This is a genomic window from Hyphomonas sp. (assembly GCF_041689225.1).
Lineage (GTDB): Bacteria > Pseudomonadota > Alphaproteobacteria > Caulobacterales > Hyphomonadaceae > Hyphomonas.
In genome coordinates, this window is record NZ_JBDNGN010000160.1 from 1 (window position 1) to 22,199 (window position 22,199).

22 protein-coding genes, 1 tRNA gene and 1 pseudogene are annotated in these 22,199 nt (G+C 63.7%); 11 read left to right on the forward strand and 13 right to left on the reverse strand.

Annotated features, from left to right (window positions below; all coding sequences use genetic code 11):
* Positions 1-385: 385 nt before the first annotated feature.
* Positions 386-1,606, reverse strand: a complete 1,221-nt coding sequence (locus tag ACESNB_RS15670) for a tyrosine-type recombinase/integrase (RefSeq protein WP_373008992.1) — start codon at positions 1,604-1,606, stop codon at positions 386-388.
* Between the two features lie 99 nt (positions 1,607-1,705).
* Positions 1,706-1,782: transfer RNA gene (locus ACESNB_RS15675), tRNA-Arg, on the reverse strand.
* Positions 1,783-2,040: 258 nt separating this feature from the next.
* Here ACESNB_RS15675 and ACESNB_RS15680 point away from each other — a divergent pair.
* The 3 genes and pseudogenes from ACESNB_RS15680 to ACESNB_RS15690 all read left to right on the forward strand — a co-directional run.
* A pseudogene (locus tag ACESNB_RS15680) lies at positions 2,041-2,373 on the forward strand (thermonuclease family protein); the annotation flags it as partial.
* Positions 2,374-2,728: 355 nt separating this feature from the next.
* The gene (locus ACESNB_RS15685; protein WP_373008994.1) at positions 2,729-3,292 is read left to right on the forward strand and encodes a LemA family protein; all 564 of its coding nucleotides are present in this window, start codon (positions 2,729-2,731) and stop codon (positions 3,290-3,292) included.
* Between the two features lie 9 nt (positions 3,293-3,301).
* Positions 3,302-5,005, forward strand: coding sequence for a DUF2207 domain-containing protein (locus ACESNB_RS15690; RefSeq protein ID WP_373009088.1), 1,704 nt, complete (start codon positions 3,302-3,304; stop codon positions 5,003-5,005).
* Positions 5,006-5,007: 2 nt separating this feature from the next.
* Here ACESNB_RS15690 and ACESNB_RS15695 read toward each other — a convergent pair whose 3' ends face one another.
* Positions 5,008-5,895 (reverse strand): RNA polymerase factor sigma-32, encoded by an 888-nt coding sequence (locus tag ACESNB_RS15695; protein ID WP_373008996.1) that lies wholly within the window; start codon positions 5,893-5,895, stop codon positions 5,008-5,010.
* A gap of 173 nt (positions 5,896-6,068) precedes the next feature.
* On the opposite strand from ACESNB_RS15695, the gene ACESNB_RS15700 reads away from it, so the two are divergent.
* Together ACESNB_RS15700 and ACESNB_RS15705 are read left to right on the forward strand one after the other, a co-directional pair.
* On the forward strand, positions 6,069-6,557 hold the full coding sequence (locus tag ACESNB_RS15700; RefSeq protein WP_373008998.1) for an MmcB family DNA repair protein: 489 nt from the start codon (positions 6,069-6,071) through the stop codon (positions 6,555-6,557).
* An 8-nt stretch (positions 6,558-6,565) separates the two neighbouring features.
* Positions 6,566-7,009 carry a hypothetical protein gene (locus ACESNB_RS15705; protein WP_373009000.1) on the forward strand — a complete coding sequence of 148 codons (444 nt, stop codon included), beginning with the start codon at positions 6,566-6,568 and terminating at the stop codon, positions 7,007-7,009.
* Here the strand turns inward: ACESNB_RS15705 and ACESNB_RS15710 are convergent.
* From ACESNB_RS15710 to ACESNB_RS15730, 5 genes are all read right to left on the reverse strand, one after another.
* Positions 7,006-7,455 carry an ABA4-like family protein gene (locus tag ACESNB_RS15710; RefSeq protein WP_373009002.1) on the reverse strand — a complete coding sequence of 150 codons (450 nt, stop codon included), beginning with the start codon at positions 7,453-7,455 and terminating at the stop codon, positions 7,006-7,008. The two genes, ACESNB_RS15705 and ACESNB_RS15710, sit on opposite strands and share 4 nt — an antisense overlap.
* A 129-nt stretch (positions 7,456-7,584) precedes the next feature.
* Positions 7,585-7,944 carry a hypothetical protein gene (locus tag ACESNB_RS15715; protein WP_373009004.1) on the reverse strand — a complete coding sequence of 120 codons (360 nt, stop codon included), beginning with the start codon at positions 7,942-7,944 and terminating at the stop codon, positions 7,585-7,587.
* 136 nt (positions 7,945-8,080) lie between these two features.
* Positions 8,081-9,022 carry a calcium/sodium antiporter gene (locus ACESNB_RS15720; protein ID WP_373009006.1) on the reverse strand — a complete coding sequence of 314 codons (942 nt, stop codon included), beginning with the start codon at positions 9,020-9,022 and terminating at the stop codon, positions 8,081-8,083.
* A 237-nt stretch (positions 9,023-9,259) separates the two neighbouring features.
* Entirely contained in the window at positions 9,260-9,796 is a 537-nt protein-coding gene (locus tag ACESNB_RS15725) for an SRPBCC family protein (RefSeq protein WP_373009008.1), read from the reverse strand.
* A 1-nt stretch (position 9,797) separates the two neighbouring features.
* Positions 9,798-10,160, reverse strand: coding sequence for an ArsR/SmtB family transcription factor (locus ACESNB_RS15730; protein WP_373009010.1), 363 nt, complete (start codon positions 10,158-10,160; stop codon positions 9,798-9,800).
* Between the two features lie 121 nt (positions 10,161-10,281).
* Here ACESNB_RS15730 and ACESNB_RS15735 point away from each other — a divergent pair, with 121 nt between their 5' ends.
* Positions 10,282-11,517, forward strand: coding sequence for an MFS transporter (locus ACESNB_RS15735; RefSeq protein ID WP_373009012.1), 1,236 nt, complete (start codon positions 10,282-10,284; stop codon positions 11,515-11,517).
* A complete protein-coding gene (locus ACESNB_RS15740; RefSeq protein ID WP_373009014.1) occupies positions 11,514-12,290 on the forward strand; it encodes a hypothetical protein in 777 nt (258 codons plus the stop codon). The genes ACESNB_RS15735 and ACESNB_RS15740 overlap by 4 nt, the downstream gene beginning before the upstream one ends.
* A 10-nt stretch (positions 12,291-12,300) precedes the next feature.
* Here ACESNB_RS15740 and tkt read toward each other — a convergent pair whose 3' ends face one another.
* Complete coding sequence (tkt, locus tag ACESNB_RS15745) at positions 12,301-14,271, reverse strand: transketolase (RefSeq protein ID WP_373009016.1); 1,971 nt, start codon at positions 14,269-14,271, stop codon at positions 12,301-12,303.
* 100 nt (positions 14,272-14,371) lie between these two features.
* On the opposite strand from tkt, the gene ACESNB_RS15750 reads away from it, so the two are divergent.
* The 4 genes from ACESNB_RS15750 to ACESNB_RS15765 all read left to right on the forward strand — a co-directional run bounded on the left by ACESNB_RS15750 (position 14,372) and on the right by ACESNB_RS15765 (position 15,860).
* Complete coding sequence (locus tag ACESNB_RS15750) at positions 14,372-14,665, forward strand: DUF4164 family protein (RefSeq protein WP_373009018.1); 294 nt, start codon at positions 14,372-14,374, stop codon at positions 14,663-14,665.
* Positions 14,666-14,974, forward strand: a complete 309-nt coding sequence (locus tag ACESNB_RS15755) for a cell division protein ZapA (RefSeq protein ID WP_373009020.1) — start codon at positions 14,666-14,668, stop codon at positions 14,972-14,974.
* A 90-nt stretch (positions 14,975-15,064) separates the two neighbouring features.
* Positions 15,065-15,277 (forward strand): HIG1 domain-containing protein, encoded by a 213-nt coding sequence (locus ACESNB_RS15760; RefSeq protein ID WP_373009022.1) that lies wholly within the window; start codon positions 15,065-15,067, stop codon positions 15,275-15,277.
* A 10-nt stretch (positions 15,278-15,287) separates the two neighbouring features.
* Complete coding sequence (locus tag ACESNB_RS15765) at positions 15,288-15,860, forward strand: cob(I)yrinic acid a,c-diamide adenosyltransferase (protein WP_373009024.1); 573 nt, start codon at positions 15,288-15,290, stop codon at positions 15,858-15,860.
* A 767-nt stretch (positions 15,861-16,627) separates the two neighbouring features.
* Here the strand turns inward: ACESNB_RS15765 and ACESNB_RS15770 are convergent.
* The 4 genes from ACESNB_RS15770 to lysA are packed head-to-tail and all read right to left on the reverse strand — an operon-like array spanning position 16,628 to position 22,197.
* Complete coding sequence (locus tag ACESNB_RS15770) at positions 16,628-17,551, reverse strand: MBL fold metallo-hydrolase (protein WP_373009090.1); 924 nt, start codon at positions 17,549-17,551, stop codon at positions 16,628-16,630.
* Positions 17,552-17,582: 31 nt separating this feature from the next.
* Positions 17,583-18,173: a carboxymuconolactone decarboxylase family protein gene (locus ACESNB_RS15775; protein WP_373009026.1), complete on the reverse strand. Its 591-nt coding sequence runs from the start codon at positions 18,171-18,173 to the stop codon at positions 17,583-17,585.
* Positions 18,174-18,223: 50 nt separating this feature from the next.
* Positions 18,224-20,944, reverse strand: coding sequence for a DUF4175 domain-containing protein (locus ACESNB_RS15780; protein WP_373009028.1), 2,721 nt, complete (start codon positions 20,942-20,944; stop codon positions 18,224-18,226).
* A complete protein-coding gene (gene lysA / locus ACESNB_RS15785) occupies positions 20,923-22,197 on the reverse strand; it encodes a diaminopimelate decarboxylase (RefSeq protein WP_373009030.1) in 1,275 nt (424 codons plus the stop codon). Before lysA ends, ACESNB_RS15780 begins: the two co-directional genes overlap by 22 nt.
* Positions 22,198-22,199 lie beyond the last annotated feature (2 nt).

The window sequence follows — 22,199 nt, forward strand, 5'->3', positions numbered from 1 at the left end:
CAGGCACACCGCCCTCACCCTGTTTCAGGATTGCGAGGATCTGCCCGTCCGTAAATCTCGATTTCTTCATCGTTGTCTCCGTGCTTTATCAAAGCCGAAGAAGTCCAGTTTTCAAGTCACTTAATTTCGGGGATGATTACCCATGGGAAGCACGAGATGGTTCTCAAAACGGCTAACGCCATGGCTGAGTTTTCGTCCATCAAGTGACGGAGCCAGGCAAAACCCTTACGTCTCGTTTTGCGCCCAATACAGACATGCCTGACATCGACCGAGCGATTGATTGTTATGACCAGCCGACACTGGAATGGGTATTCATCAACCTACTCTACAGGTGGAAATCTTGCTCACAAATGATCAAAATTTAAGCCTCTATACGCTCCACGCTCTAGACACTCTGATTGCACAACACTGGCCCCAACCACCCATCAATCGCCTCCGCCACATCCCGCTTCAGATCCGCATACTCCGCCCGGATATAATGCTTGCGCGCCACGCTCGCCGTCTGGCCATGGTTATGCCAGATGTCCAGCCAGCGTTCGTCGACCCCGGCATCAATAAGGTGCGTCTTCATCGTGCGACGCAGGTCACGCGGATTCCAGTCCGGGAATTTGAGCTGTTTGTTCAACCGCTTCGCGCCGCGTGAAATGGCGGGGATAGTCAGCGGCTCCGCTGGATCGCGAGGATTGGACAGGAGGTATGGTGAGCGCGGGTGCGCCAGCTCAAGACACCGCGCGACGAGCGGGGCAGCGGTCCTGGTAATCGGTAGCTGATGCGACTTGCCGTTCTTGGTCTCCGGCAAGACCAGCCACCCATCCCGCCAGTTGGCGGCGAGGCTCATGCTCACTTCCGTCACGCGCAGTCCGCCCATGGCGATCATCAGTTTCAAAACGCGGTGCGTGGGATGGTTCTCGTCCAGCGCGTGCCAAAGCGTCTTCAGTTCGTCGTTAGAGAGATACCGGTCGCCCGGTTTGCCCTTGGGAACCGTCGGCAGCTGCTCGGCGATGTTGTAGGTAATCCCATAGTCCCGCGCGCCACCGCGATAACCGTAGCGGTTCTTCACCGCCCATTTCCAGGCCGTCACGATGTAGGAACGAAGATGCGGCGCATAGTTCGGACTTCGGGCGTAGCTTTCTGCCATCCAGGCCTGCAGGTCATGGATCGTCACGTCCCCGGCGCGCGGCATGGCGCCATGACGCTCCACCAAGAATGGCAGCAAGGCATACTTGCCGTCTATCAGCGTGCCCTTGATGCGCCCATAGGATTTCACACCCCGGGCTTTCATATCGGCAACGTAGTCGGCAAAAAAGTTGGCGGCAGACGCCGACACGGCATCGGCCACCTCCTCCGCTCGTGCGGCCGAGGTCGGCGCCAACGAACGCATCTCCCTGAATTCTCCGGCGCGCATCCTCGCTTCTCGGAGGCCGATCTCTGGATAGGCGCCAATGCGGACCCGCACCGTCTTGCCGCTCAGCTTTCGCACAGCCGAAAATGTCTTTGCGCCGGTCTTGGCCACACGCACTTTCAGGCAGGATTCGATCGTGTCGGAATAGTCTCCGGCGTCGGTCACAGCCGAAAGCCAAGTGTCCGTAAGGCGCAGTTTTGCCATGAGTTTTTGGTCTCCGGTTACCGTATGGTTACCACGGAGCCATTTGTGAGCAAAGTCTAACTTTTGTCCATTTATAATACATTGTTTTAATTGATTTTTTGGTGACCCCGGCGCGATTCGAACGCGCGACCTACAGATTAGGAATCTGTTGCTCTATCCTGCTGAGCTACGGGATCACTGGGGCAGGCTATACGGCATGACGGGGCGGGATTGAAGCCTTTGTGGTGGTTTTCGGGGCGTGGCGGCGTGCTATGACGGGGCGGGGCAGCGGCGCGGGGCCCGTGCCAGCGCGGGAGGGCCGGGGCGTGGCGTGGGGGTGGCAAGGCCTGCTGATGGCACTCGCGGCGCTGGCCGCCTGCAGCGCGCCAGACCCGCTGGCCGATACCCAGCTTGGCGAACATGGCCGCGTGGTGCGCGTGATTGATGGCGACGAGATGGTGCTGGACACCGGGCAGGGCGTGCGCCTGGTCGGGATCGAGGCACCGGCCGGGCCCTACAAGGACCGTGAGGGGGCGCCTTTCTTAAAGGAGTCGCGGCGGATGCTGGAGGACATGGCGCTGGGGCGCGAGATGCAGCTGTTCTATGCCGGGCTGACGCGCGACCGCTATGACCGGGCGCTGGCGCATGTGATGACGACGGACGCGCTAGGGCCGGACCTGTGGCTGAACCGGGAGATGGTGGAACGCGGCGGGGCGCGGGTGTATCCGGATATGGCGGGAGCCAATGACCTGCTGCTGGCGCCGGAGGCCGAGGCGCGGGCAGCGGGACGAGGCCTCTGGGGAACGGTAGCGTACCGGATTTCGGCGGCAACGGACCTGCCGGAGCCGTTCGAGCGGTTCCAGCTGGTCGAGGGGATGGTGGGCGCGCGGCTGAGCACCGAGGAGCAGGGCGCGTCCTGCGAACTGGGCTTCGCCGGATCGGCGCTGACACCGGAAATCAAGCGGAGTGCCGCGGCGCTGTACCAGGTGCAGGCGGGCACGCCGGTGCGGGCGGCGGCTATGTCTGCTGGAAATCGGCCACACGCTGAACCTGGAGACGTTGGCAGGCGATTAGGCGGCGGGCATTCACAAGCGACGTGGTTTGCCCGATACAGGGGAAACGCATCCAGTCTGGAGACACGCAATGTTGGGCACTTATATCCTGATCGGCCTTGGGGTCCTGATCCTCGGCGCGGCGGTTCTGATCTACAACCGCCTCGTCGCGAAGCGCCAGATGGTCAAGAATGGCTGGGCGGATATCGATGTGCAGCTGAAACGCCGGACCGACCTGATCCCGCGCCTTGTCGACACCGTGAAGGGCTATGCGGCGCACGAGAACACATTGTTCGAGGATGTCGTGGCCAAGCGCGGCGAAGCGCTGGCGGCGGGCGACGACCCGCAGGCGCGCGGGGCTGCCGAATCGGCCCTGTCACGGCCTGTGGCCCGGCTGGTGGCGGTGGCCGAGGCCTATCCGGACCTCAAGGCGAACCAGAACTTTCTCGACCTGCAGAAGGAGCTGTCCGACACCGAGAGCAAGATCGAGATGGCGCGGCGCTTCTTCAATGGGGCGGTGCGCGAACTGAACACGGCCGTTGAGAGTTTCCCGGCCAATCTGATGGCCGGCCTGTTCGGCTTCCGGACGAGCGCCTTCTTCGAGATCGAGACAGCCGACCGCGCCCTGCCCTCGGTCGACTTCAAGGAGGAATAGGCTGTGCTGATGCGCCCCCTGCTCGCGCTGTTCGTCGCGCTCAACCTGGCGATGGGCGCCATCGCCGAGGAGCGGATCAACCGGTTCGACGTGGACATCACTGTCCAGACCAATGGCGATATCGTGGTCAGCGAAACGCTGGCTGTCACATCGGAAGGCTATCAGATACGGCGCGGGATCCTGCGTGACCTGCCCCGCTATTATGACGATGACGGCGCCAAGCTGCCTTATGATTACAAGACCATGCAGGTGACGCGGGACGGGGCTCGCGAGCCCTATTCCACCGAAACCGATGGCAATGCGCTGATCGTCCGGATCGGGTCTGCCGATGTGTTCCTCGAGAACGGCCAGCATACTTACGAAATCACGTACCGGGTGAAAAACCAGGTGCGCTATTTTGCCGATCATGACGAGGTCTACTGGAACGCGACGGGCAATTACTGGGACTTCCCGATTGATTCCGCGACCGCCACGATCACCCTGCCGCAAGGCGCGCGGGTGACGGCGTTTGACGCCTATACGGGCGGGCTGGGCACAGCCGGAAACGATTTCGCGCACCAGTCGAGCGGTGACAGCCATGTGTTCACGACAACCCGGGTGCTGCAATCGGGTGAGGGCCTGACCGTCGCCATGGGCGTCGAGAAAGGCCTGATCGATCCGCCGTCGAGCGCAGACGAGACGCGCCGCTGGTGGCAGCGCAATGGCTCGTTGGCGATCCTGCTCGCGTCACTGCTGGGGGTGTTCGGTTTCTCGTGGCGCAATTTCAACAGGGTCGGGCGCGACCCGGTGAAGGGGCCGGTGTTCCCGCGCTACGCACCGCCGGAAGGCTATTCGCCTGCGGGCGTCCACTATATCTATTACCGCTCGCTGGCAGGTCACAAGGCGCTGATTGCCACCCTGATGAACCTGGCCGTGAAGGGGCATTTGAAAATCGAGGCGGGCAAGAAAGAACAAACCACGCTGACGCGAACGCCGGAGACGGAAAAACCTGCCACGCTGAAGCCCGAAGACCAGAAACTGGAAGCCGGACTTTTCAGCCACGACAACGCGCTGACGCTGGGCAAGAAATACGATGCGACGTTCACGGCGGCTTACACGAAATTCCGGAAGTCGCTGTGGCGCGCCTATGGCGCCAAGTATTTCAAATGGAATATCGGTTACTCCATTCTCGCGCTGCTGCTATCGGGCGGTGCTGTGGCGCTGGCGATCACGCAGGCGACGCAGTGGTCGTGGTGGCATACGGCCGTGGTTATATCGCTGGCGGCACTGAATGGCTGGTTCATGTACCTGATGCCGGCGCCGACGCGGAAGGGCCAGGCCGTTCGCACCGAGATAGAAGGTTTCAAACTGTATATGGAGGCCGCCGAGAAGCTGCAGCTGAACACCGTCGAAGTCGGCAGCGAAGCGCCGCCGCCCATGACGACCGAACGGTATGAAACCTTCCTGCCTTATGCCGTGGCGCTGGGCGTGGAAAAGCCGTGGACGAAGCATTTCGAACGGCTGATCCCGGAAGAGGCCGCCGCCTACAATCCCGGCTGGACCAACATGTCGTCGGGCGGTTTCCGTAATATCGGCGAGATGACCAACGGCATTGTCAGCAGGATGAGTTCGGGTGTCGCGACCTCGTTGCCGCAAAGCTCCAGTTCGTCGGGTTCGGGTGGCGGTGGATCCTCGGGCGGCGGCGGCGGCGGCGGTGGCGGCGGCGGCTGGTAGCCTCAAGCGTTCGGGATGAGGCCGGAGGCGACGGGATCGCCGGTGATCTTCTCGAGCGCACGGCGCAGCTTGCCGAGCGCCTGGAACTCGATCTGGCGGACACGTTCCTTCGAGATGCCAAGTTCCAGGCCTATCGATTCCAGCGTGACGGACTCCTCGCACAAGCGCCGCTGCCGGATGATATGCGTCTCGCGTTCGTTCAGGGCCTTCAGCGCATCGGCGATCCATTCCTTGCGGCGATCACCATCGCGCCGGGCCATGACCTGCTCTTCCGGGATCGCGGACTCGTCGACGATAAGATCCTGCCACTGGCCCTCGCCATCCGTCGCCAGCGGCGCGTTGAGCGAGCGGTCGGACGCGGACAGGCGTGAGGCCATGGATTCGACATCGCGCATGGGCACGCCGAGATGCTCTGACACCCAGGCCATGTTTGTCCGGGTCATCACGCCATCATCCGTATCGTCGATCTGGGCGCGCAGGCGGCGGAGATTGAAGAACAGGGATTTCTGGGCCGCTGTCGTGCCGGTGCGGACAATCGACCAGTTTCGCAGAACATAGTCCTGGATGGCGGCGCGGATCCACCAGGTGGCATAGGTGGAGAAACGGACTTCACGCTTCGGCTCGAACCGGGCCGCTGCCTGCATCAGGCCGACATTGCCTTCAGAAATGAGGTCGGCCATTGGCAGGCCGTAATTGCGGAAGCGCGTCGCAATCGACACGACGAGACGCATATAGGCGGTGGTCAGTTCGTGCAGGGCGGCTTCGTCTTCCTGTTCGCGCCAGCGGCGCGCAAGGTCGAGCTCATGCGCCTGTTCAAGCATGGGGGCTTTCATCGCCATCTTGACGAAGCGACGGTCGGCGGGGCCGTTCGAATCATAGGCGCTGGCCATATCTCACTCTCCTGCTGGATAACCTGTCTACGCGGCGCGGCGCCGGATGGATCAGGCGCGGCGACGGTTTTTCACCCGGCAGGCCCGATCACCCCGCCGCAGACCTTGACCCGGATAGCGACGCGGGCTTAAGATTTTTCTGGAACAATTCCAGAACGGAAAGCCCCTGACCCATGCCTGACAGCGCCCTGACCGAGCTGACAGATGCCAGCATGCCGCAGACGCGGGCGGGCGAGATTGCGCGCGGCACGCTGCGCCTGCTGGCGGGGCATGGCTATTTCGGCGTGACCGAAATGACCCTGGCGAACAATCGCCGGGCGGATATTGCCGCCGTCGGCCCGGCCGGCGAGATTGCCATGGTGGAGATCAAATCCTCGGTGGCCGATTTCCGGGCTGATTCGAAATGGCCGGACTACATGCCGTTTTGCGACCGGTTCTATTTCGCCGTGATGGCGGACTTCCCGCAGGACTTGCTCCCGGAGGCGGCGGGCCTGATCGTGGCCGATGCCTTTGGCGGGGCCGTGATACGGGAGGCCATACCCGACAAGCTGGCGGGGGCGCGGCGCAAGGCCGTGATCCTGCGCTTCGCCCGGCTGGCCGCAGGCCGCCTGCAGGCCGGGCAGGATGCGGGCTGGACGGCGGCACAAGTCTCGCATACCTGACGCCTGATATGAGCCACGCCTATCCCCTTGCCCGCAATATCACCGAAGCGCTGGACCTCGGCGCCAAGGCTGCGCGCACGCGCGCCGATGCCGAGGCCATCGCGGGCGGCCTGAAAGTGGACTCGCTGCATACCGAATGGCTGAACCTGAGCGAGGCCGACGCCGACGTGCAGATGGTGGCCAATGCGGGCGGCATCGCGCACGGGTTCCTGCAACGCTATGAGGACGACAAGGGCGCGCCTGTGGTGGCGGTGACCTATTGGCGGCTGGTCGACGCGGCGAACGCGAAAAAGGCTGCGAAAGCGCCCAAGCCCGAACCGGCGCCGGAACCGACAGACGCCGACCATACCGACGATCTCTATTTCCGCTCCGGCCGGACCAAGCCGTCGCGGCGCAAGCGCTGGGTCGACCCGCGCCAGATGGACCTGTTTATCGAGGCGGAAGAGGCCTAGGCCTCGACGAGGCTCCAACCGCCCTTGCCGGTGAGCTTGCGGACGATCAGGTAGAGCAGCAGGCCGACCGGGCCCAGCATCAACGTGAAGAAGAGGCATGGCACGAGCGCCAGGTGCGGCACGCCGCGACGCCGGGCATCGCGCGCCTGCCACGCACCGACAAAGAGATCGAACACGAGATAGTGCGACCAGCCGACCAGGATGCCGAGCGGATGGGAGAAGAGCTGTGACACGCCCGCAGCGCTGTTGAAGCTACCGCCTTCGGCGCCCATGCCGAAGCCCAGCGTCATGACCATCACCACGATGTAGAACACGCCGAGGCCAAGCGGATAGAGGCCGGAATGGACGAGCGTCTGCGTGATGCTCGCGCGTGGCAGCACGGCCAGCAGGAGCCAGGCCGGCATGACGCTGAGATTGATGATCGAATACAGGGTTTCGTAGTTCATGCTTGTCCCCTCCCTTTTGCGCCATCCTGACGCGGCGGGGACGCGGGCGCAAGGCATTCCCGCCTGCACGTGCGGCGCCTCTGGCGGGCGCTTTCGGGGGCGTACGGATTTTCAGGGCTGGGGGATGGGTCAGGTGTGCGGCAGGGGGAGGCATTCCACGCGTGCGCGGTCCCGGCACATGCAGGGATCTCGTGCGGCAAGCCCGGACTGAACGGAGAGAGATCCCGGCGTCCGCTGGGAATACGGAAATGTTGCGTCATCGCCGCTGAGGGCGCGGGCCAACCGAACCGATACCGGCGCACGGACATTTGCTGCATCCGGCGCATCCTCGACCCAGCGGACATGGACATTGCCATATTGGTCTGCCGCGTTCAGCAGGCCCCGGCCCGTGACCTGCCGCCAGCGCTCGATCGCGCGCAACTGCCACCAGCACCATGGCCAGAACAGGACCATGACATGGGCATAGAGATGAGCGTAGAGCGGGTTCATGCCGCCCATTATACTCCGGGACCGGAGGTGTGGGATAAGTTTGCCGCCGGGCGTGCGGTGGCGGCAGAATACAGACCACCAAGACGCGGATACGCAACCGGGACTATATCAATCCCGGTGCGAACTGGACAAACACTTACGCACCATAGGCCAGGAGCATTGCGGCTGCCGGTATCCGACCGATGTTCCGAGCAAACATGAGCGCGACACCAAACACGACTGCGATCGTCAGCATCACCGGAATGTCAAACCGCAAAAACTGATCAGAGATCGGAATCGGCGTTATCAGGCTGGCGATCCCAAAAATACCGAGAATGTTGAAGATATTGGACCCGACGATGTTTCCGAGCGCGACATCGGTCTTGCCGCGATACGCCGCGAGGACGGATGTTGCGAGTTCCGGCAGGCTGGTGCCGACGGCGACAATGGTCAGGCCGATGACAGCCTCGGATATCCCGGACTGCCGGGCAATGGCGCTAGCGCCGTCAACCAGCCAACCGGCTCCGAAGAAAAGAACGACAAATCCGCCGAGCAAGCTCAAAATGGCGATCGGGATTTTTCCCGCCGGGGCGCCAATTTCAGGCTCCGCGACGGTGTTTGGCGCGGCACGCTCCTGAAAGTAGGCGAACAATAGATACGCGATCAAGGCGACGACGAGGGCACCACCAGCCAGACGGGACACAAGGCCAAATGCGGCAAGCATAAGCAGCACCAGAGAAGCCGCTATCATCACAAGCGCATCGCGCTTCACCGACCGGCTCCAACCTGCCGGAGGGCGCACAAAGGCAGCCAATGCCACAATCAGAATGACATTGGCGATGTTCGACCCGACGACGTTGCCAATGGCGATTCCCGGCTGGCCGCCCAAGGCCGCCTTCACGGAGACCAGCAGCTCTGGCAAGGATGTGCCGAACCCGACAATGGTCAAGCCAATCAACAGTTCGGAGATGCAGACATTTCGTGAGATCGTCACGGCGCCCCGCAACAGAAGCTCTCCACCGAAGAAAAGACCACACAAGCCAGCCGCAATCAGAAATAGTTCGAAACCCATGATCAACCTCATTTGGACGGCGTTCATGTCGTTCCAGATCTTGTTCGAATTGTGTTTTTGTAATCCGTAGACTGAGCGAATATTTCTAGAAACCGGTTTTGAAACGGACCGGTGAGATACATGTCCCTCACGCCATGGCCGTGGGCAGGGATTCGTAGGCGTCCTGCATATCGGCGCAGCCGAGCGCGACGTCGCCGGGCGGGTCGGACTAATAGTCGGAGAGAGGCCCCTCCGCCCGGCAGGCGGGCGAAGGGGCGAGTTGGATCAGGCAGACGGCAGGCGCTGTGCGTACTCGGCCTTGCGGGCCCGCCAGTCATCCCAGAAGGGTGTCGGCTCTGTGCCGCGGGCGCGGGCGAAGAGGATATCGAGATGGGTGTGCCAGCCGGCACTGACATTGAGCAGCGTCTCGCGATTCGGAACGCGGCGGTGGATGAGCGTGAGCAGGACGTCTTCCCCCTGGGGTTCGAGCGTGAAGGACACCTCGCTCTGCTCGCCCCATGTGATGACGAGCTGGCGCGGCGCGTCGACCGTCACGATACGGCATTTCATGCTGTGCTCGGCCTTGAAGCCCTCCGGCCGTGCGCCGGGCGGTTGGGTGAGCGTGTCGTTGCGCCATGTGAATTCGAAGGGGGCGCCCGGGGTGAGGTCCATCTCGCCGGAGGCCAGCCATTGCTTGCGCAGATCGCTGTCGGTGAGCCAGTCCCAGCAACGTTCGATCGGGCCGGGCAGCAGGCGCTGGAGTTTCAGCGTGGCAGGTTCGATCAGCGCGCCATAGGGGTCGAGTTTCGTCAGGGGAGCCATTCTACTTTCCTTTCGGCCTGGACGTTTGGGTGGCGGGAGGCGTTTCGCGCATCAGGCGTTCGAGATCGTCAAGGCGGCCGGTCCAGAAGCGCTGGTAGAAGCCGAGCCATTCACTGGCGCTGGCCAAAGGGCCGGGTTCGAGCCGGCAGATGTGCGTGCGACCGCGCACCTGGCGGCGGATCAGCCCGGCTTTTTCGAGTGACTTGATGTGTTTCGAGGCGGCCGCGAGCGACATCGCGAACGGTTCGGCGAGCTGGCTGACCGTCTGTTCGCCATTGGCCAGCTGGCGCAGCATATGCCTGCGGGTCGCGTCGCCGAGGGCGTGAAAGACAGTGTCGAGCTGGAGTGTCTGTTGTTCAACCATGTGGTTTAATATGATGGCGGCGCGCAATAGTCAACCGATCAGTTGAATGATCTTGCGGGGCCGCGGCACTTGCCTCATGGTGATGTCTTGCGCCGGGCGGGCAATCGGGCTGGAGTAAGGGATGGACACGCCTCCCGAACCTGCCCCGATACCTAAGCCCACACCGCCGAAACACTTGTCGAAACGCGAGCTTTACACGCTGTCGGCGGCGACCGCCGTGGTGACGGCGAACGCCTATTACATTCACCCGATCATCGCGGTGGTGGCCGATGATTTCGGCGTCAGCCATGCGATGATCGGCATGGTGCCGGCCTTCAACCAGATCGCGCTGGCGCTGGGCATCCTGTTGCTGCTGCCGCTGGGCGACTGGATGAGCAACCGGCGGCTGACATCGATCTTTGTGGCGGCGCAGTTCATGTCCATCGCCGTGATGGCGCTGGCGCAGGATTACTGGCTGTTCGTGACCGGCTCGACCGTGCTCGGCTTCTTCACCATCGCGCCCTATTTGTTGCCGACCTATGTGTCGAAACGCGTGGCGCCGGGCGAGCTTGGCAAGGCGACGGCGATCATCACAACGGGCATCATTGCCGGCATATTGCTGGCGCGCGCGGGCGCCGGCGTGATGGGGCAGTATTTCGGCTGGCGCAGCGTGTATTTCGTGGCCGCGGCGCTGATGCTGGCGGTGAGCGTGGCGCTGCCCCTGATCATGGAGAAGCGCGATTCGCGCACCGTCGCTGCACCGGGCCAGAGCTATGCCGGGCTGCTCCTATCGATCGGGCCGATCATTCGCCAGAATCCCGAAATCCTGCTGTCGGGTACGATCCAGGCGCTCGGCTTCGGCATATTCCTGTCGATCTGGATGGGCCTCGGCCTGCACCTGACCAGCCCGGAGATGGGCTATGGCGTGGACGTGGTCGGCTACCTTGCCCTGTTCGCGGTCTTCAACCTGTTCACCACGCCGCGCCTAGGCGCATGGGCCGACAGGGTGGGCCCGCGCAGGGCACGGCTGACGGTTGCCTCGACGCAATTGTTCGGCGTGGCGATGTTGTTCTTTTTCGGGGGCAGCCTGTGGCTGTTGATGATCCCGATCGTGATCATGAATGTCGGCGGGCCGCTGATCGATATCTGCAACCGCATGACTTTCCTCAACAAGGCACCCGAGATCCGCACGCGCCTGATGACCGTTTACATCGTGATGATGTTCATTGGCGGCGGCGCGGCGAGCTGGGCCGGGACGACGGCCTATGACCTCGCCGGGTGGCATGGCAACGCGATCCTGGCGCTGTGCATGTCCGTCTGCCTGTGGACGCTGAGCTTCCTGAGCGTGCGGGGAACGAAGAAGGGCGCAAGGGCGTGACGCCGCTGGCGGGCCGCTTGCTGGCGCTTGCCACCCAGACGGTCGACGCGGGCGCGCGGATCATCTTCATTGCCGGGCCGCAGGGCGTCGGCAAGTCGACCGCCATGGCGGCGTTGACGGCGGCGATTCCGGGGTCGGTCGCGCTGGCGCTGGATGACTTCTACCTGACCAGGGCCGAGCGGGAGGCGCTTGCCCGCGACGTCCATCCCCTGTTCGCAACGCGCGGGCCGCCGGGCACGCATGGCATTGCCCTGCTGATCGAGACACTGACGCGCCTGATGGCGGCCGGACCGGATGAGAACATTCGTGTCCCGGTCTTTGACAAGGCGGCTGATGAGCGGCGGGCGCCGGTCGACTGGACCATTGTGCAGGGCGCGCCGCGCGTGATCTTCGTGGAGGGCTGGCTATTGGGCGTGGAGGCAGACCCGGCAGCGGCTGAGGCCCCGCCGCTCAATGCGGTCGAGGCCAGCGATGCCGACGGCACGTGGCGGGCCTACCAGGAGGCGCAACTGGCCGGGCCGTATGCCCGCCTCTGGGACATGGCCGATGCGTTTATCTATCTCGACGCGCCCGGCTTTGCGGCGGTGCACGACTGGCGGATCGAACAGGAAGAAACGACGCGGGGCCTTGCGCCCGGCACGCTGGGCGCGGCCCGACGCGACTGGGTCGCCGGTTTCATCCTGCACTACCAGCGGCTGACCGAACGCCTGCTGGCCGGACACAGACGGCCCGGCGAGGCGATTGCCGTGGACCGTTTCCGGCAACCGCTGTGAACGGGGGTGTCTAAACCCGCGTCTTGACGGCCTCTGCAACCGCTTCGGCGGTGATGCCGAAATGCTTGTAGAGTTCCTTGTACGGCGCGCTGGCGCCGAAGCCGTGCATGCCGACAAAGCCGCCATCATGGCCGATCCAGCGGTCCCAGCCGAAGCGGACGCCGGCTTCGACCGCCACGCGCGGCACGTCGCCGCCGAGGGTGGCCTGCTGGTATTTCGCGTCCTGCGCTTCGAACAGTTCCATGCACGGCATCGAGACGACGCGGACCTTCACGCCGTCTTTCGCGAGCTGGTCCTGCGCCGCGAGGGCGATCTCGACTTCCGAACCGGTGGCGATGATGACCGCTTGCGCCTTGCCCTTGCAGTCTGACAGGACATAGCCGCCCTTGGCCGAGAGGTTTTCGTCCGTGTGCGTGGTGCGGGCGGGTTTCAGGCCCTGGCGGGTGAGGGCCATCGTGGCGGGGCCTGTCGCATTCTCGAGCGCGAGTTCCCAGCATTCAGCGGTTTCGACACCGTCAGCCGGGCGGAAGACATGCATGTTCGGCATGGCGCGCAGGCTGGCGACCTGTTCGACCGGCTGGTGGGTCGGGCCGTCCTCGCCGAGGCCGATGGAATCATGGGTCATTACGTGGATGACGCGCGTGCCCATCAGGGCGCCGAGGCGGATCGCGGCGCGGCTGTAATCGGCGAAGACGAGGAAGGTGCCGGAATAGGGAATGATGCCGCCATGCAGCGACATGCCGTTCATCGCGGCGGCCATGGCATGTTCGCGCACGCCGTAATGGATGTAACGGCCGCCCCATGTGTCGGGGGTGAGGGCCGTGGTGTGCGAGGTCTGGGTATTGTTCGAGCCGGTAAGATCAGCCGAGCCGCCGATCATTTCGGGCACGAGGCCGGTGATGACTTCCAGCGCGGCACCGCTCCACTGGCGGGTGGCCTTGGTCTCGCCGCCTTCGGCAACGGCTTTCTTGTGCTTGATCAGCGCCTTGCCGAGATTTTTCGGCAGGCGGCCGGCGATGGCGACGTTGAACTCAGCCTTTTTCGGGGAGGCGGTGAGGCGTTTCTTCCAGGCGTCGCGCTCGGGCTTGCCGCGCGCGCCGGCTTTCGCCCAGGCGGTTTCGATCGCGGCGGGCACCTCAAAGGGGGCGTGGGGCCAGTCGATATTCTTGCGGATGCCGGCAATCTCGTCGGGACCATAGGGGCCGCCATGCGCCTTGCCGGTGCCGGCGAGCTTGGGCGCGCCGAAGCCGATAATGGTTTTGACGGCGAGGAAGACAGGCTTTTTCTGGGTCTGGGCCCATTTCAGCGCGGCGGTGACGTCTTTCTCGTCATGGCCATCAACCTTGCGGGTGACCCAGCCTGAGGCCTCGAAGCGGGCGCACTGGTCTGTATTGTCCGACAGGCCGATATCGCCGTCGATGGTGACGTGGTTGTCGTCGAAGAGGACGATCAGGCGGTTAAGCTTCAGATGGCCGGCGAGCGTGATCGCTTCCTGGCTGACGCCCTCCATAAGGCAACCGTCGCCTGCGATCACATAGGTCTTGTGGTCGACAAGGTCATCGCCGAAGCGGGCGTTGAGGTGGCGTTCAGCGATGGCCATGCCGACGGCGGTGGCGATGCCCTGGCCGAGCGGGCCGGTCGTGGTTTCGACGCCAACTGTGTGGAAATTCTCAGGGTGCCCGGGCGTTGACGCGCCCAACTGGCGGAAATTGCGGATATCGTCGCGGCTGACGGCTTTGTAACCCGTGAGGTGGAGCAGCGAATAGACCAGCATCGAGCCGTGTCCGGCGGACAGCACGAACCGGTCGCGGTCGGCCCATGTCGGATCGGTGGGGTCGTATTTGAGGAATTTTCGGAACAGGACCGTGGCCGCATCAGCCATGCCAAGCGGCAATCCGACATGGCCAGACTTGGCCGCCTCTACCGCATCCATAGACAGGGCGCGTATGGCATTCGCCATATCCCGGTTCGTCACAGCCATTCTGCTATCTCCAAAAGTCTTCAAACGTCGTAGGCCAGACTCCCGCGACAACGTCAAGCCGCTTGGCGGATGGCTGCAATACCGTTAGTTTATTGATGATATGACCGACCTTGACCCATCTGCCCGCCGTCTCGATGCGGCCCTGACGCGCCTCGAGGGCGCGCTCGACTCGCTCATGTCGAGAACCGGCGACCCTGCGGTGATGCGCGCGGAACTGGCCGCACTGGCTGAAGACCGCGCCCGAATGGCCGAAGAGCTGGACGGATCACTCGCCCGCGAGGAGGAATTGCAGGCCCTGGCCGACGAGGCGAGCGAGGCCCTTGGCGCCGCCATCGAAGAGGTCCGCGCGGCCCTCGGCAAGGATGGCGGACACGTACAGGAAGAGCCGGTATAGATGGCAAAAGCGGACATTTCCCTGCGCGGCCGGGCCTATTCCGTCGCTTGCGCACCCGGGCAGGAGACCCGTATCCAAAAGCTGTCGGAGCAGCTGAACGCACGGGTCGACCAGATTGCCGGCGCGGTCGGCGATATTGGCGAGGAACGCCTGCTGCTGATTGCGGCGCTGGCCCTGCTGGACGAGCTGGACGCCTCGCGAAAGGCCATTCCCGGCGTCGCCGAGACGGAGAAAAAAGTGGCCGACGTGCTGTCGAAAGCCGCCGACCGCATCGAAGCCCTCGCCGCGCGGATCGAGGACGGACACTGATACAGGCGGCGCGGCGCGACCCTTTGCGCATGGCCGTTTGGGGCTGCCGGGTCCATATAGATCGCTGACACAGCCGGAAAGGCGCCACATATGCAACTCTTCCTGTCTATCGCCTTCTATGTCGGTATTGCCGTCCTCGTGATCGTTCTGGGCCTTGGCATCGCCAACCTCGCCCGGACGGACGAGAATCAGGCGAGCCGTTCCAACAAGCTGATGCGCCTGCGCGTCTTCGTGCAGGCCGTCGTGATCGCGATCCTGGTGGCGCTCGGCGCGCTGGCCGGGGCGTTCAAGATCGGATTCTAGGAGGCCGCTGATGGTCAAGCTCGACAAGATTTACACCAAGACCGGCGACAAGGGCAAAACCCGCCTGTCGACCGGCGAGCCGCTGGACAAGTGGCATCCGCGCGTCGCGGCCTATGGCACGGTGGACGAGGTGAACGCGGCGCTGGGCGTGGCCGCGCTACATGCCGAGGGCGACATGCTGGCGGCGCTGCGCCGGGTGCAGAATGACCTGTTCGATCTTGGCGCCGACCTCGCGACGCCGGACCGGGGCGACAAGCTGGAATGGACGCCGCTGCGCATTGTCGAGTCGCAGGTCAAACGCCTCGAGACCGAGATCGACGCGATGAACGTCAATATCGCCCCCTTGGACAGTTTCATCCTGCCGGGGGGCAGCCCGCTCGCCGCGCAGCTGCATGTTGCCCGCACCCTGTGCCGCCGCGCCGAGCGCCAGATCGCCGAGCTGTCCGGCATGGACGACGAAATGGTGAGCCCCGAGGCGCTGGCCTATGCCAACCGCTTGTCGGACTGGCTGTTCGTGATCGGCCGCGTGGCGAACAATAATGGCAAGGATGACATCAAATGGGTGCCGGGAGCGAACAGGTAGGGGAGCAACCCTTTTAGATGGCTACGCTGCTTTCGGCGTTAAAAATGGCATCATTGGAGGACATCAAATTTCGATCCCCGCCACGGTCTCTGCCGGTAGAACAACACGAAGGCAGTTAAGTCCCACTTCACGAGCGCGAAGCAACGCGTTTATTCCAGAAAGCTAAATCTCGGTGCGTTTATGCTAGCGTACTCGGAATTGAACACGAAGTTCGAAAGCAACCATTCCGCTTCGCCCGATCTACAACAATCGATCCGGTTATAAATCCAAGCGTTTCCGCCAATGAACGCGTAAGCGTAATATTGCTTCAATGAGTTTCCAGACGCAACGACCCCGATAGTTTCTGTCCAACGTTTCTGGGAACGGCTTTCACGTGATTCATAGACGCGTATTGCTGCTTCGTTCTGAGGATTGTTCAGGCCCATCCCTTCAAAAGCATCACGCAGACTCGACATTCCATCGGTCTCGATGTCGCGAAGCAGATCAGACACATAGCCGTCTGGATCGCTCGTTGTCACCAAGTTCAAATTAGACTGGGCCAAAGAATGACTTGGAAAAAGCAAAAAGCACAGCCGCTGAGAAAGACAGGGCCACCAAACAATTGCGTGCGTAAGAAATCACAGCGAACACCCCTTCAATTCGCTGACATTTATTCCTCAAAAAGAACATTAAAGGGGGGCCAAAACGATCAACGTTTTATCGGGCATTCCTCTTGCGCAATGATTGCCCGAAGTGGTGTCCACCTTTAATCATCAGTAGTGATAACCCTACTTCCGCATCGCCGCGCGCGTATCGGCCATCAGGGCGAAGAGGCCGAGGACGGGGGTGACCACGCCGTCGCCGCGATATTCCCGGTAGAGACTATCGACATTGACGGCGATACGTTCGGCGTCGCCCCAATTGGCGAAGTCACCGAGCGCGATATCGAGCGCGGCTTCGCGCACTTGCATCCCGACATCGAACCGCTTGCGGGCCTCGGCATCGATATAGTTCAGATAATCCGCGACGCGGCGGACGCCCGCCTTGTCCGTGATCGGACCATGACCCGGGACGATGACATCGACATCCATGCCGCAAATCTTGTCACAGGCGCGGATCCAGTTGGCGACGGGGCCGGCCCACATCAGCGGCGTTCCATCGATGAACAGGATGTCGCCGGTGAACACGGCGCGGTCTGACGGGACGTGCACGAGCACGTCGCCGGCCGTATGCGCCGGGCCGACCTCGATCAGTTCCACGGCCTTGTCGCCGACCTTGAGATCGAGCTGGCCGGAGAAGGTACGTGTCGGGGCGCGCTCCTCGACGCCGGCAAAGTCGAACATGCCGAAAATCTCGGAAAAATAGGCGCCAGCCGCGCCCATCTCCGGCGCCATTTTCAGCAATTGCGCGAGCAGGGCTGGATTGACATCTTCCATCTCGCGCGCGCTGGCTTCGGAGGCGATGATCTCGGCGTGCTGGCAGCAACCATTGCCGTGCGTGTGGTCGCCATTTGCATGCGTGTTGACGATCACACCGATATCATCCGGCGCAAGGCCGGTGGCGTCGCCCATGGCTTTCAGCATGTCGGCGGTCAGCTTCATGTCGAACAATGTGTCGACCAGCAGCGACTGGTCGCCGTCCACGATCAGGCCAGCATTCGACCAGCCCCAGCCTCCATCCGGCTGCAGCCAGGCATAGACGCCGTTGCCGATGTCTTTCAGGCCGTGTGAATAGTTCCAGCGCTTATCCGTGATTGCCAATGTCCCATCCCTTCGCGGTGAGGTGTGACAGCGCAAAATCGAGCGGGCTGTCTTCCAGCGTGGTGGCCAAAGTGTCGTTCCAGCGGTTGAGGAAGCCGAACAGCGCGATCACGCCGACGATGCCGACAATTTCGTCCTCATTGAAATGCTGTTTGAGCGCATCGAAATGCGCATCCGTGGTTTCGTTCGGCACACTTCCGGCGGCCTGTGCGAGGGATAGCGCCGCCCGTTCGGCGGGCGTGAACAGGTCGCTGGTCTCATACTCCCAGAGCGCCGCAATCTTTTCCTCGGGCACCATCTGGCGTTCGGCGCCATGCGCCGTGTGGGCCTGGCAATAGCGGCACCCGGAGGCCTGGCTCGTCACGTTCGCAATCATCTGGACAAGGTCGCGCGGAATGGCACTGGCCGGGCCCATTATGGCACCGGCCAGCGCGCCGAAGCCCTGCAGCAAGGCTGGCTGGCGGGCCATCACTTTCATCGAATTCGGAACGAAGCCCATAGCGGCTTCCGCCATCGACAATATCGGCGCTACCGATGCCAAGGCCTCCTCGGGTGCGGGGGTGATCCTGTGCATCTGCGGCTCCCTTGTTCCTTATCAAGGCAGGGAACGGACCGTAATTCAAGCTAGAAGCGTTCGAGCAGGCGGCGCAGGTATTCGCGCTCGTCCTCGTCTTCGGCGTCATTGTAGCGGCGGCGGAGCTCGTCGAGAATGTCCTTGGCGCGCTGGCGTTCACCGGCGTCGGGGATGTTGACGTTCTCGCCATTGCTGCCGCCGCCCGAGGCATTGCGGCCCAACGGATCGGTCGCGTTTCCGGGGTCGCCTTCGCCGGTGCGGGCGGCGCGGGCGTCATCGAGCGCCTTGGCCAGGCTGCTGGACTGTTCCGACAGGAGCTGGGTGGCCAGTTCCTGGTTGCGGGCGGCGCGGCGTTCATTGCCCTGTGCCAGCGCGTCCTCGGCGCGGCGCTGGGCGCGGCGAATGTCTTCGAGCGCATCCGGATCGATCCGGCCTTCAAGCGCATTCTCGCCAGACTCACCGCCCTGGCCGAGACCTTTCTCGCGGGCCAGTTTCTCGACCAGTTCGCCAAGGCGGGCCTGGCGTTCGGCGAGCGTCTTTTCTGCGGGGCGCTGTCCGGGCCCGGAGCCTGTTTCGGAATTCTCGGCCGAGTCGGTCTCACCTGAGCCTGAGCCCGATGTCTCGCCTGCCTGCGAACCGTTTCCGGCCTGCTGGTTGCCGGTCGGGTCTTCTCCGCCGGGCTCCTGGCCCGGCTCGGTGCCGTCACCCGGTTGCTCGCCGGGGCGTTCGCCGCGTTCCTGGGCCAGCGTGTCATCATTGAGCTGACGCTGTTCGCGCAGGATATCCGACAGGCGCTTCATCGCATCGGTCAGTTCCTGTTCTTCCGGCGGCACGTCGTCCTCATTCTCGGCGTTCTCTCCCGGCACGCCGGGCATGCCCTTGCCGGCGCCGCCGCCTTTCTGGAATTCGAGGTTCTGCAGCATGTTAGTGATATCGGAGAGCAGCTGGCGGGCCTGGTCGCTGGCACCGGTCTCGGTCAGGTCCTGCAGGGCCTGCAGCATGTCCTCGAAATCCTGACCGCCGACATTCGGCCCGCCGGCGGCGGCCTGCCCGTCTTCGTTCGATGGCGGCGCCTCTCCGCCATTGGCCATGGCTTCGGCCATCTTGGCGGCGAGGTAATTGTTGGCCGCGTCGCGGAAGGCCTGCATGCGGCGCTTGATTTCGTCTTCCGAGGCGCCGTCGCGCAGGGCCTGTTCGAGCGCCCGGCGCGCCGCTTCGAGACGGCGCAGAGCATCGGCGGAACTGCCATATTCCGATTTCAGCGCGAGCGCCCAGAGCAACGGATCAATGGCGTCGGCCTCTTCCTTGGTGCTGGCGGCCGACAGGACTCCCTGCGCCGTGCGGAAGGTCAGGAAGGCGGCGATATTGGGCAGGTAGCGTTCGCCATGCAGGGTGACCGCATCCAGCATCAGGGCCGCCTTCTGGACGCCCGGCGGGGCGGCGGCGAGGCGGTTGACCGCTTCGGTATTGAGGGCATCCTGCTGCAGCGCGTGGTCGTTCCTGGGCAGCGCGGCATAGGCACCGGGCTCGCGCAGGACGGTGACGCGCACTTCCTGCGCCACGCGGGCGATGGGTTCAAGGAAGAGCTTTTCCGGCAGGATGAAGGGAACGGTTTCGCTTGTACCCTCCTGCCCGGCGCCATCGGTGGCGATCAGGCGGACATTGACCGGCAGGCCCGCCCAGCGGTGTCGGGTGAGGTCGAGCTGGACCGTATCAGCGCCTTGCGTCGGCGACACGCCGGGCAGCGGCACGGGGACGCGATCCTCGGCGTCCGGCGCGGCGGGGTTGGGCTCGCGCCGGGACATGGCGAGTTCGAGTTTCGTGACGCCATAATCGTCGGTGGCGCTCCAGGTGAATTCGATCCGCTCCTGTGTCCCGATCGACGGGATCGCGACGAATTTGACGGTCGGCGGATCATCCGGCGAGGCCAGCAGGCGCCACGCGGCGCGTTCGCCCCACCAGCGCACAGAGAGGCGCGTGTCTTCCATCACCTTCGCCTTGGCCTCATAGGCGCCGTCCGGCGTGGCGAGGAAGGCCTGATGGCGGGTCTTGTTCCCCTTCATGACGAGGCGCGGCGCAGAATGGGCCTGCGTGCGCAGGGTGACTTCGGAGCCCTTGGGCACGCGCACGCCGTCGAGGCCGGGCTTCAGGAAGATTGGCGCGCGGCCAGTATGTTCGGGCGGCGTGATCCAGGCTTCGACCACCATGTCGTCGGCGCCCATCAGCGCGCCATAGTCCGGCGAGAAGGCCCGCAGAACGCGGCCCGGCGCATCGCTCCAGGCAATGATCGCGATGGCGGCCAGCGCGGCGGGGAGGATGACGCGGAGGAGATAGGGGTCGAGCGCCTTCCAGGCTGCCCGCAGCGAGGGCGGTCGAAGGTTGGAAAGCTCGGCCAGCAGACGAGTGCGATGGTGGCGCCACAGGCTTTGGGCGCCGCGCGACGGGTCGGCCGGGCGGTCTGTGAGAGCGGTCAGCGGGCGCAGGTCCGACTGGCGGTCGAGCGCGTCGCGCGCGATGGTCCGGGAGACCGGCTGGTAGCGTCGGAGCCCCCGGATGAGCAGGATTGCGCCGCCGAGGAAGAAGACCAGCGTCATGACAGCGCCGATCGCGGGCTGCAACCGGTCGAACACGCCAGCGAGCGCCATGGCGAAAAACAGGCTGACAAAGACGAATAGCGGCCAGAACGCGCGGCCAAGCGCAAACAGCGTCAGTTTCCGCCATGTCGCGGAAACCTTGGCGTGGATCGCCTTCATGCCGTCCGGGTCAGCCAATCGGGCACCTGCTCCAACTCTACCATTTCATCGAAGGTCGGACGCCTCCGCACGATGTCGAACTTGTCGTCGTGCACCAGCACCTCCGGCACAAGCGGCCTTGCATTGTAAGCCGAAGACAGGACGGCGCCATAGGCCCCGGCTGACATGAAGGCGAGCCGGTCACCCGGCGCGACGGTCGGCAATTGCCGACCGACAGCGAACTTGTCGGTCGACTCGCAGATCGGACCGACCACATCATAGGTGGCTTGAGCGGAATCCGGAGCCGGCTCCGTCAGCGGCAGGATGTCATGGTAGGCGTCATAGAGCGCGGGGCGCATCAGGTCGTTCATGCCGGCATCAAGGATCAGGAAGGTCCGGTCAGGTGCCGGTTTTTCGTAAAGCGCGGTGGTCAGCATGACCCCGGCATTGCCGGCGATCACGCGGCCGGGTTCGAGGATGACCTGAACGCCGAGGCCATCCATGACTTCGGCGATCATGCGGGCATACGCAGACGGCGGCGCAGGCGCGTCCCCCTCCTTGTAGGGGATGCCGAGACCGCCGCCGACATCGATGCGGCTGATCGTGTGGCCGGACGCGCGCAGGCGCTGGGCGAGGCCGACAATCTTCTCGAAGGCGGCGCGCATCGGCACGAGATCACCGATCTGGCTGCCAATGTGCACATCGACCCCGACCACGGCGATGCCCGGCAGGGCCGCAGCCTCGGCATATAGGGCTTCCGCTTCGCTCCACGGAATGCCGAACTTGTCGCCCTTCTTGCCGGTGGAGATGTTGGGGTGACCGCCGGCGGCAACGTCCGGGTTCACGCGCAGCGCAATCGGGGCGGTCTTGCCCAGCGCGCTGGCAACAGCGGAGAGAAGGCGAAGCTCGCCAGCGCTTTCGACATTGAACTGGTGGATGCCGTGGGTCAGCGCGAGGTCCATTTCGGGCGCCGTCTTGCCGACACCGGAAAACACGATCCGGCTGGCGGGAATGCCCGCCTTCAGGGCGCGTTGCATTTCACCACCGCTGACGACGTCCGCGCCGCAGCCTTCCTGCGCCAGCGTCGACAGGACAGCGAGGTTGCCATTGGCCTTGACCGAATAGGCGATCAGGCTGTCCTGGCCCTCGAATGCCGTGGCGATGACCTGGGCATGGTGTCTGAAAGTGGCCGAGGAATAGACATAGCAGGGCGTGCCGACGGCATCGGCGATCGCCGCGAGGTCAACGCCTTCACAATGGAGGCTTCCGCCCTGATAGGTAAAATGATGCATGA

Excerpts from the sequence above, each read along its gene's own strand:
- ACESNB_RS15670 (WP_373008992.1), bottom strand. The coding sequence starts at position 1,606 with ATGGCAAAACTGCGCCTTACGGACACTTGGCTTTCGGCTGTGACCGAC.
- ACESNB_RS15685 (WP_373008994.1), top strand. The coding sequence starts at position 2,729 with ATGTTGGGCACTTATATCCTGATCGGCCTTGGGGTCCTGATCCTCGGC.
- ACESNB_RS15690 (WP_373009088.1), top strand. The coding sequence starts at position 3,302 with ATGCGCCCCCTGCTCGCGCTGTTCGTCGCGCTCAACCTGGCGATGGGC.
- ACESNB_RS15695 (WP_373008996.1), bottom strand. The coding sequence starts at position 5,895 with ATGGCCAGCGCCTATGATTCGAACGGCCCCGCCGACCGTCGCTTCGTC.
- ACESNB_RS15700 (WP_373008998.1), top strand. The coding sequence starts at position 6,069 with ATGCCTGACAGCGCCCTGACCGAGCTGACAGATGCCAGCATGCCGCAG.
- ACESNB_RS15705 (WP_373009000.1), top strand. The coding sequence starts at position 6,566 with ATGAGCCACGCCTATCCCCTTGCCCGCAATATCACCGAAGCGCTGGAC.
- ACESNB_RS15710 (WP_373009002.1), bottom strand. The coding sequence starts at position 7,455 with ATGAACTACGAAACCCTGTATTCGATCATCAATCTCAGCGTCATGCCG.
- ACESNB_RS15715 (WP_373009004.1), bottom strand. The coding sequence starts at position 7,944 with ATGAACCCGCTCTACGCTCATCTCTATGCCCATGTCATGGTCCTGTTC.
- ACESNB_RS15720 (WP_373009006.1), bottom strand. The coding sequence starts at position 9,022 with ATGAACGCCGTCCAAATGAGGTTGATCATGGGTTTCGAACTATTTCTG.
- ACESNB_RS15725 (WP_373009008.1), bottom strand. The coding sequence starts at position 9,796 with ATGGCTCCCCTGACGAAACTCGACCCCTATGGCGCGCTGATCGAACCT.
- ACESNB_RS15730 (WP_373009010.1), bottom strand. The coding sequence starts at position 10,160 with ATGGTTGAACAACAGACACTCCAGCTCGACACTGTCTTTCACGCCCTC.
- ACESNB_RS15735 (WP_373009012.1), top strand. The coding sequence starts at position 10,282 with ATGGACACGCCTCCCGAACCTGCCCCGATACCTAAGCCCACACCGCCG.
- tkt (WP_373009016.1), bottom strand. The coding sequence starts at position 14,271 with ATGGCTGTGACGAACCGGGATATGGCGAATGCCATACGCGCCCTGTCT.
- ACESNB_RS15750 (WP_373009018.1), top strand. The coding sequence starts at position 14,372 with ATGACCGACCTTGACCCATCTGCCCGCCGTCTCGATGCGGCCCTGACG.
- ACESNB_RS15755 (WP_373009020.1), top strand. The coding sequence starts at position 14,666 with ATGGCAAAAGCGGACATTTCCCTGCGCGGCCGGGCCTATTCCGTCGCT.
- ACESNB_RS15760 (WP_373009022.1), top strand. The coding sequence starts at position 15,065 with ATGCAACTCTTCCTGTCTATCGCCTTCTATGTCGGTATTGCCGTCCTC.
- ACESNB_RS15765 (WP_373009024.1), top strand. The coding sequence starts at position 15,288 with ATGGTCAAGCTCGACAAGATTTACACCAAGACCGGCGACAAGGGCAAA.
- ACESNB_RS15775 (WP_373009026.1), bottom strand. The coding sequence starts at position 18,173 with ATGCACAGGATCACCCCCGCACCCGAGGAGGCCTTGGCATCGGTAGCG.
- lysA (WP_373009030.1), bottom strand. The coding sequence starts at position 22,197 with ATGCATCATTTTACCTATCAGGGCGGAAGCCTCCATTGTGAAGGCGTT.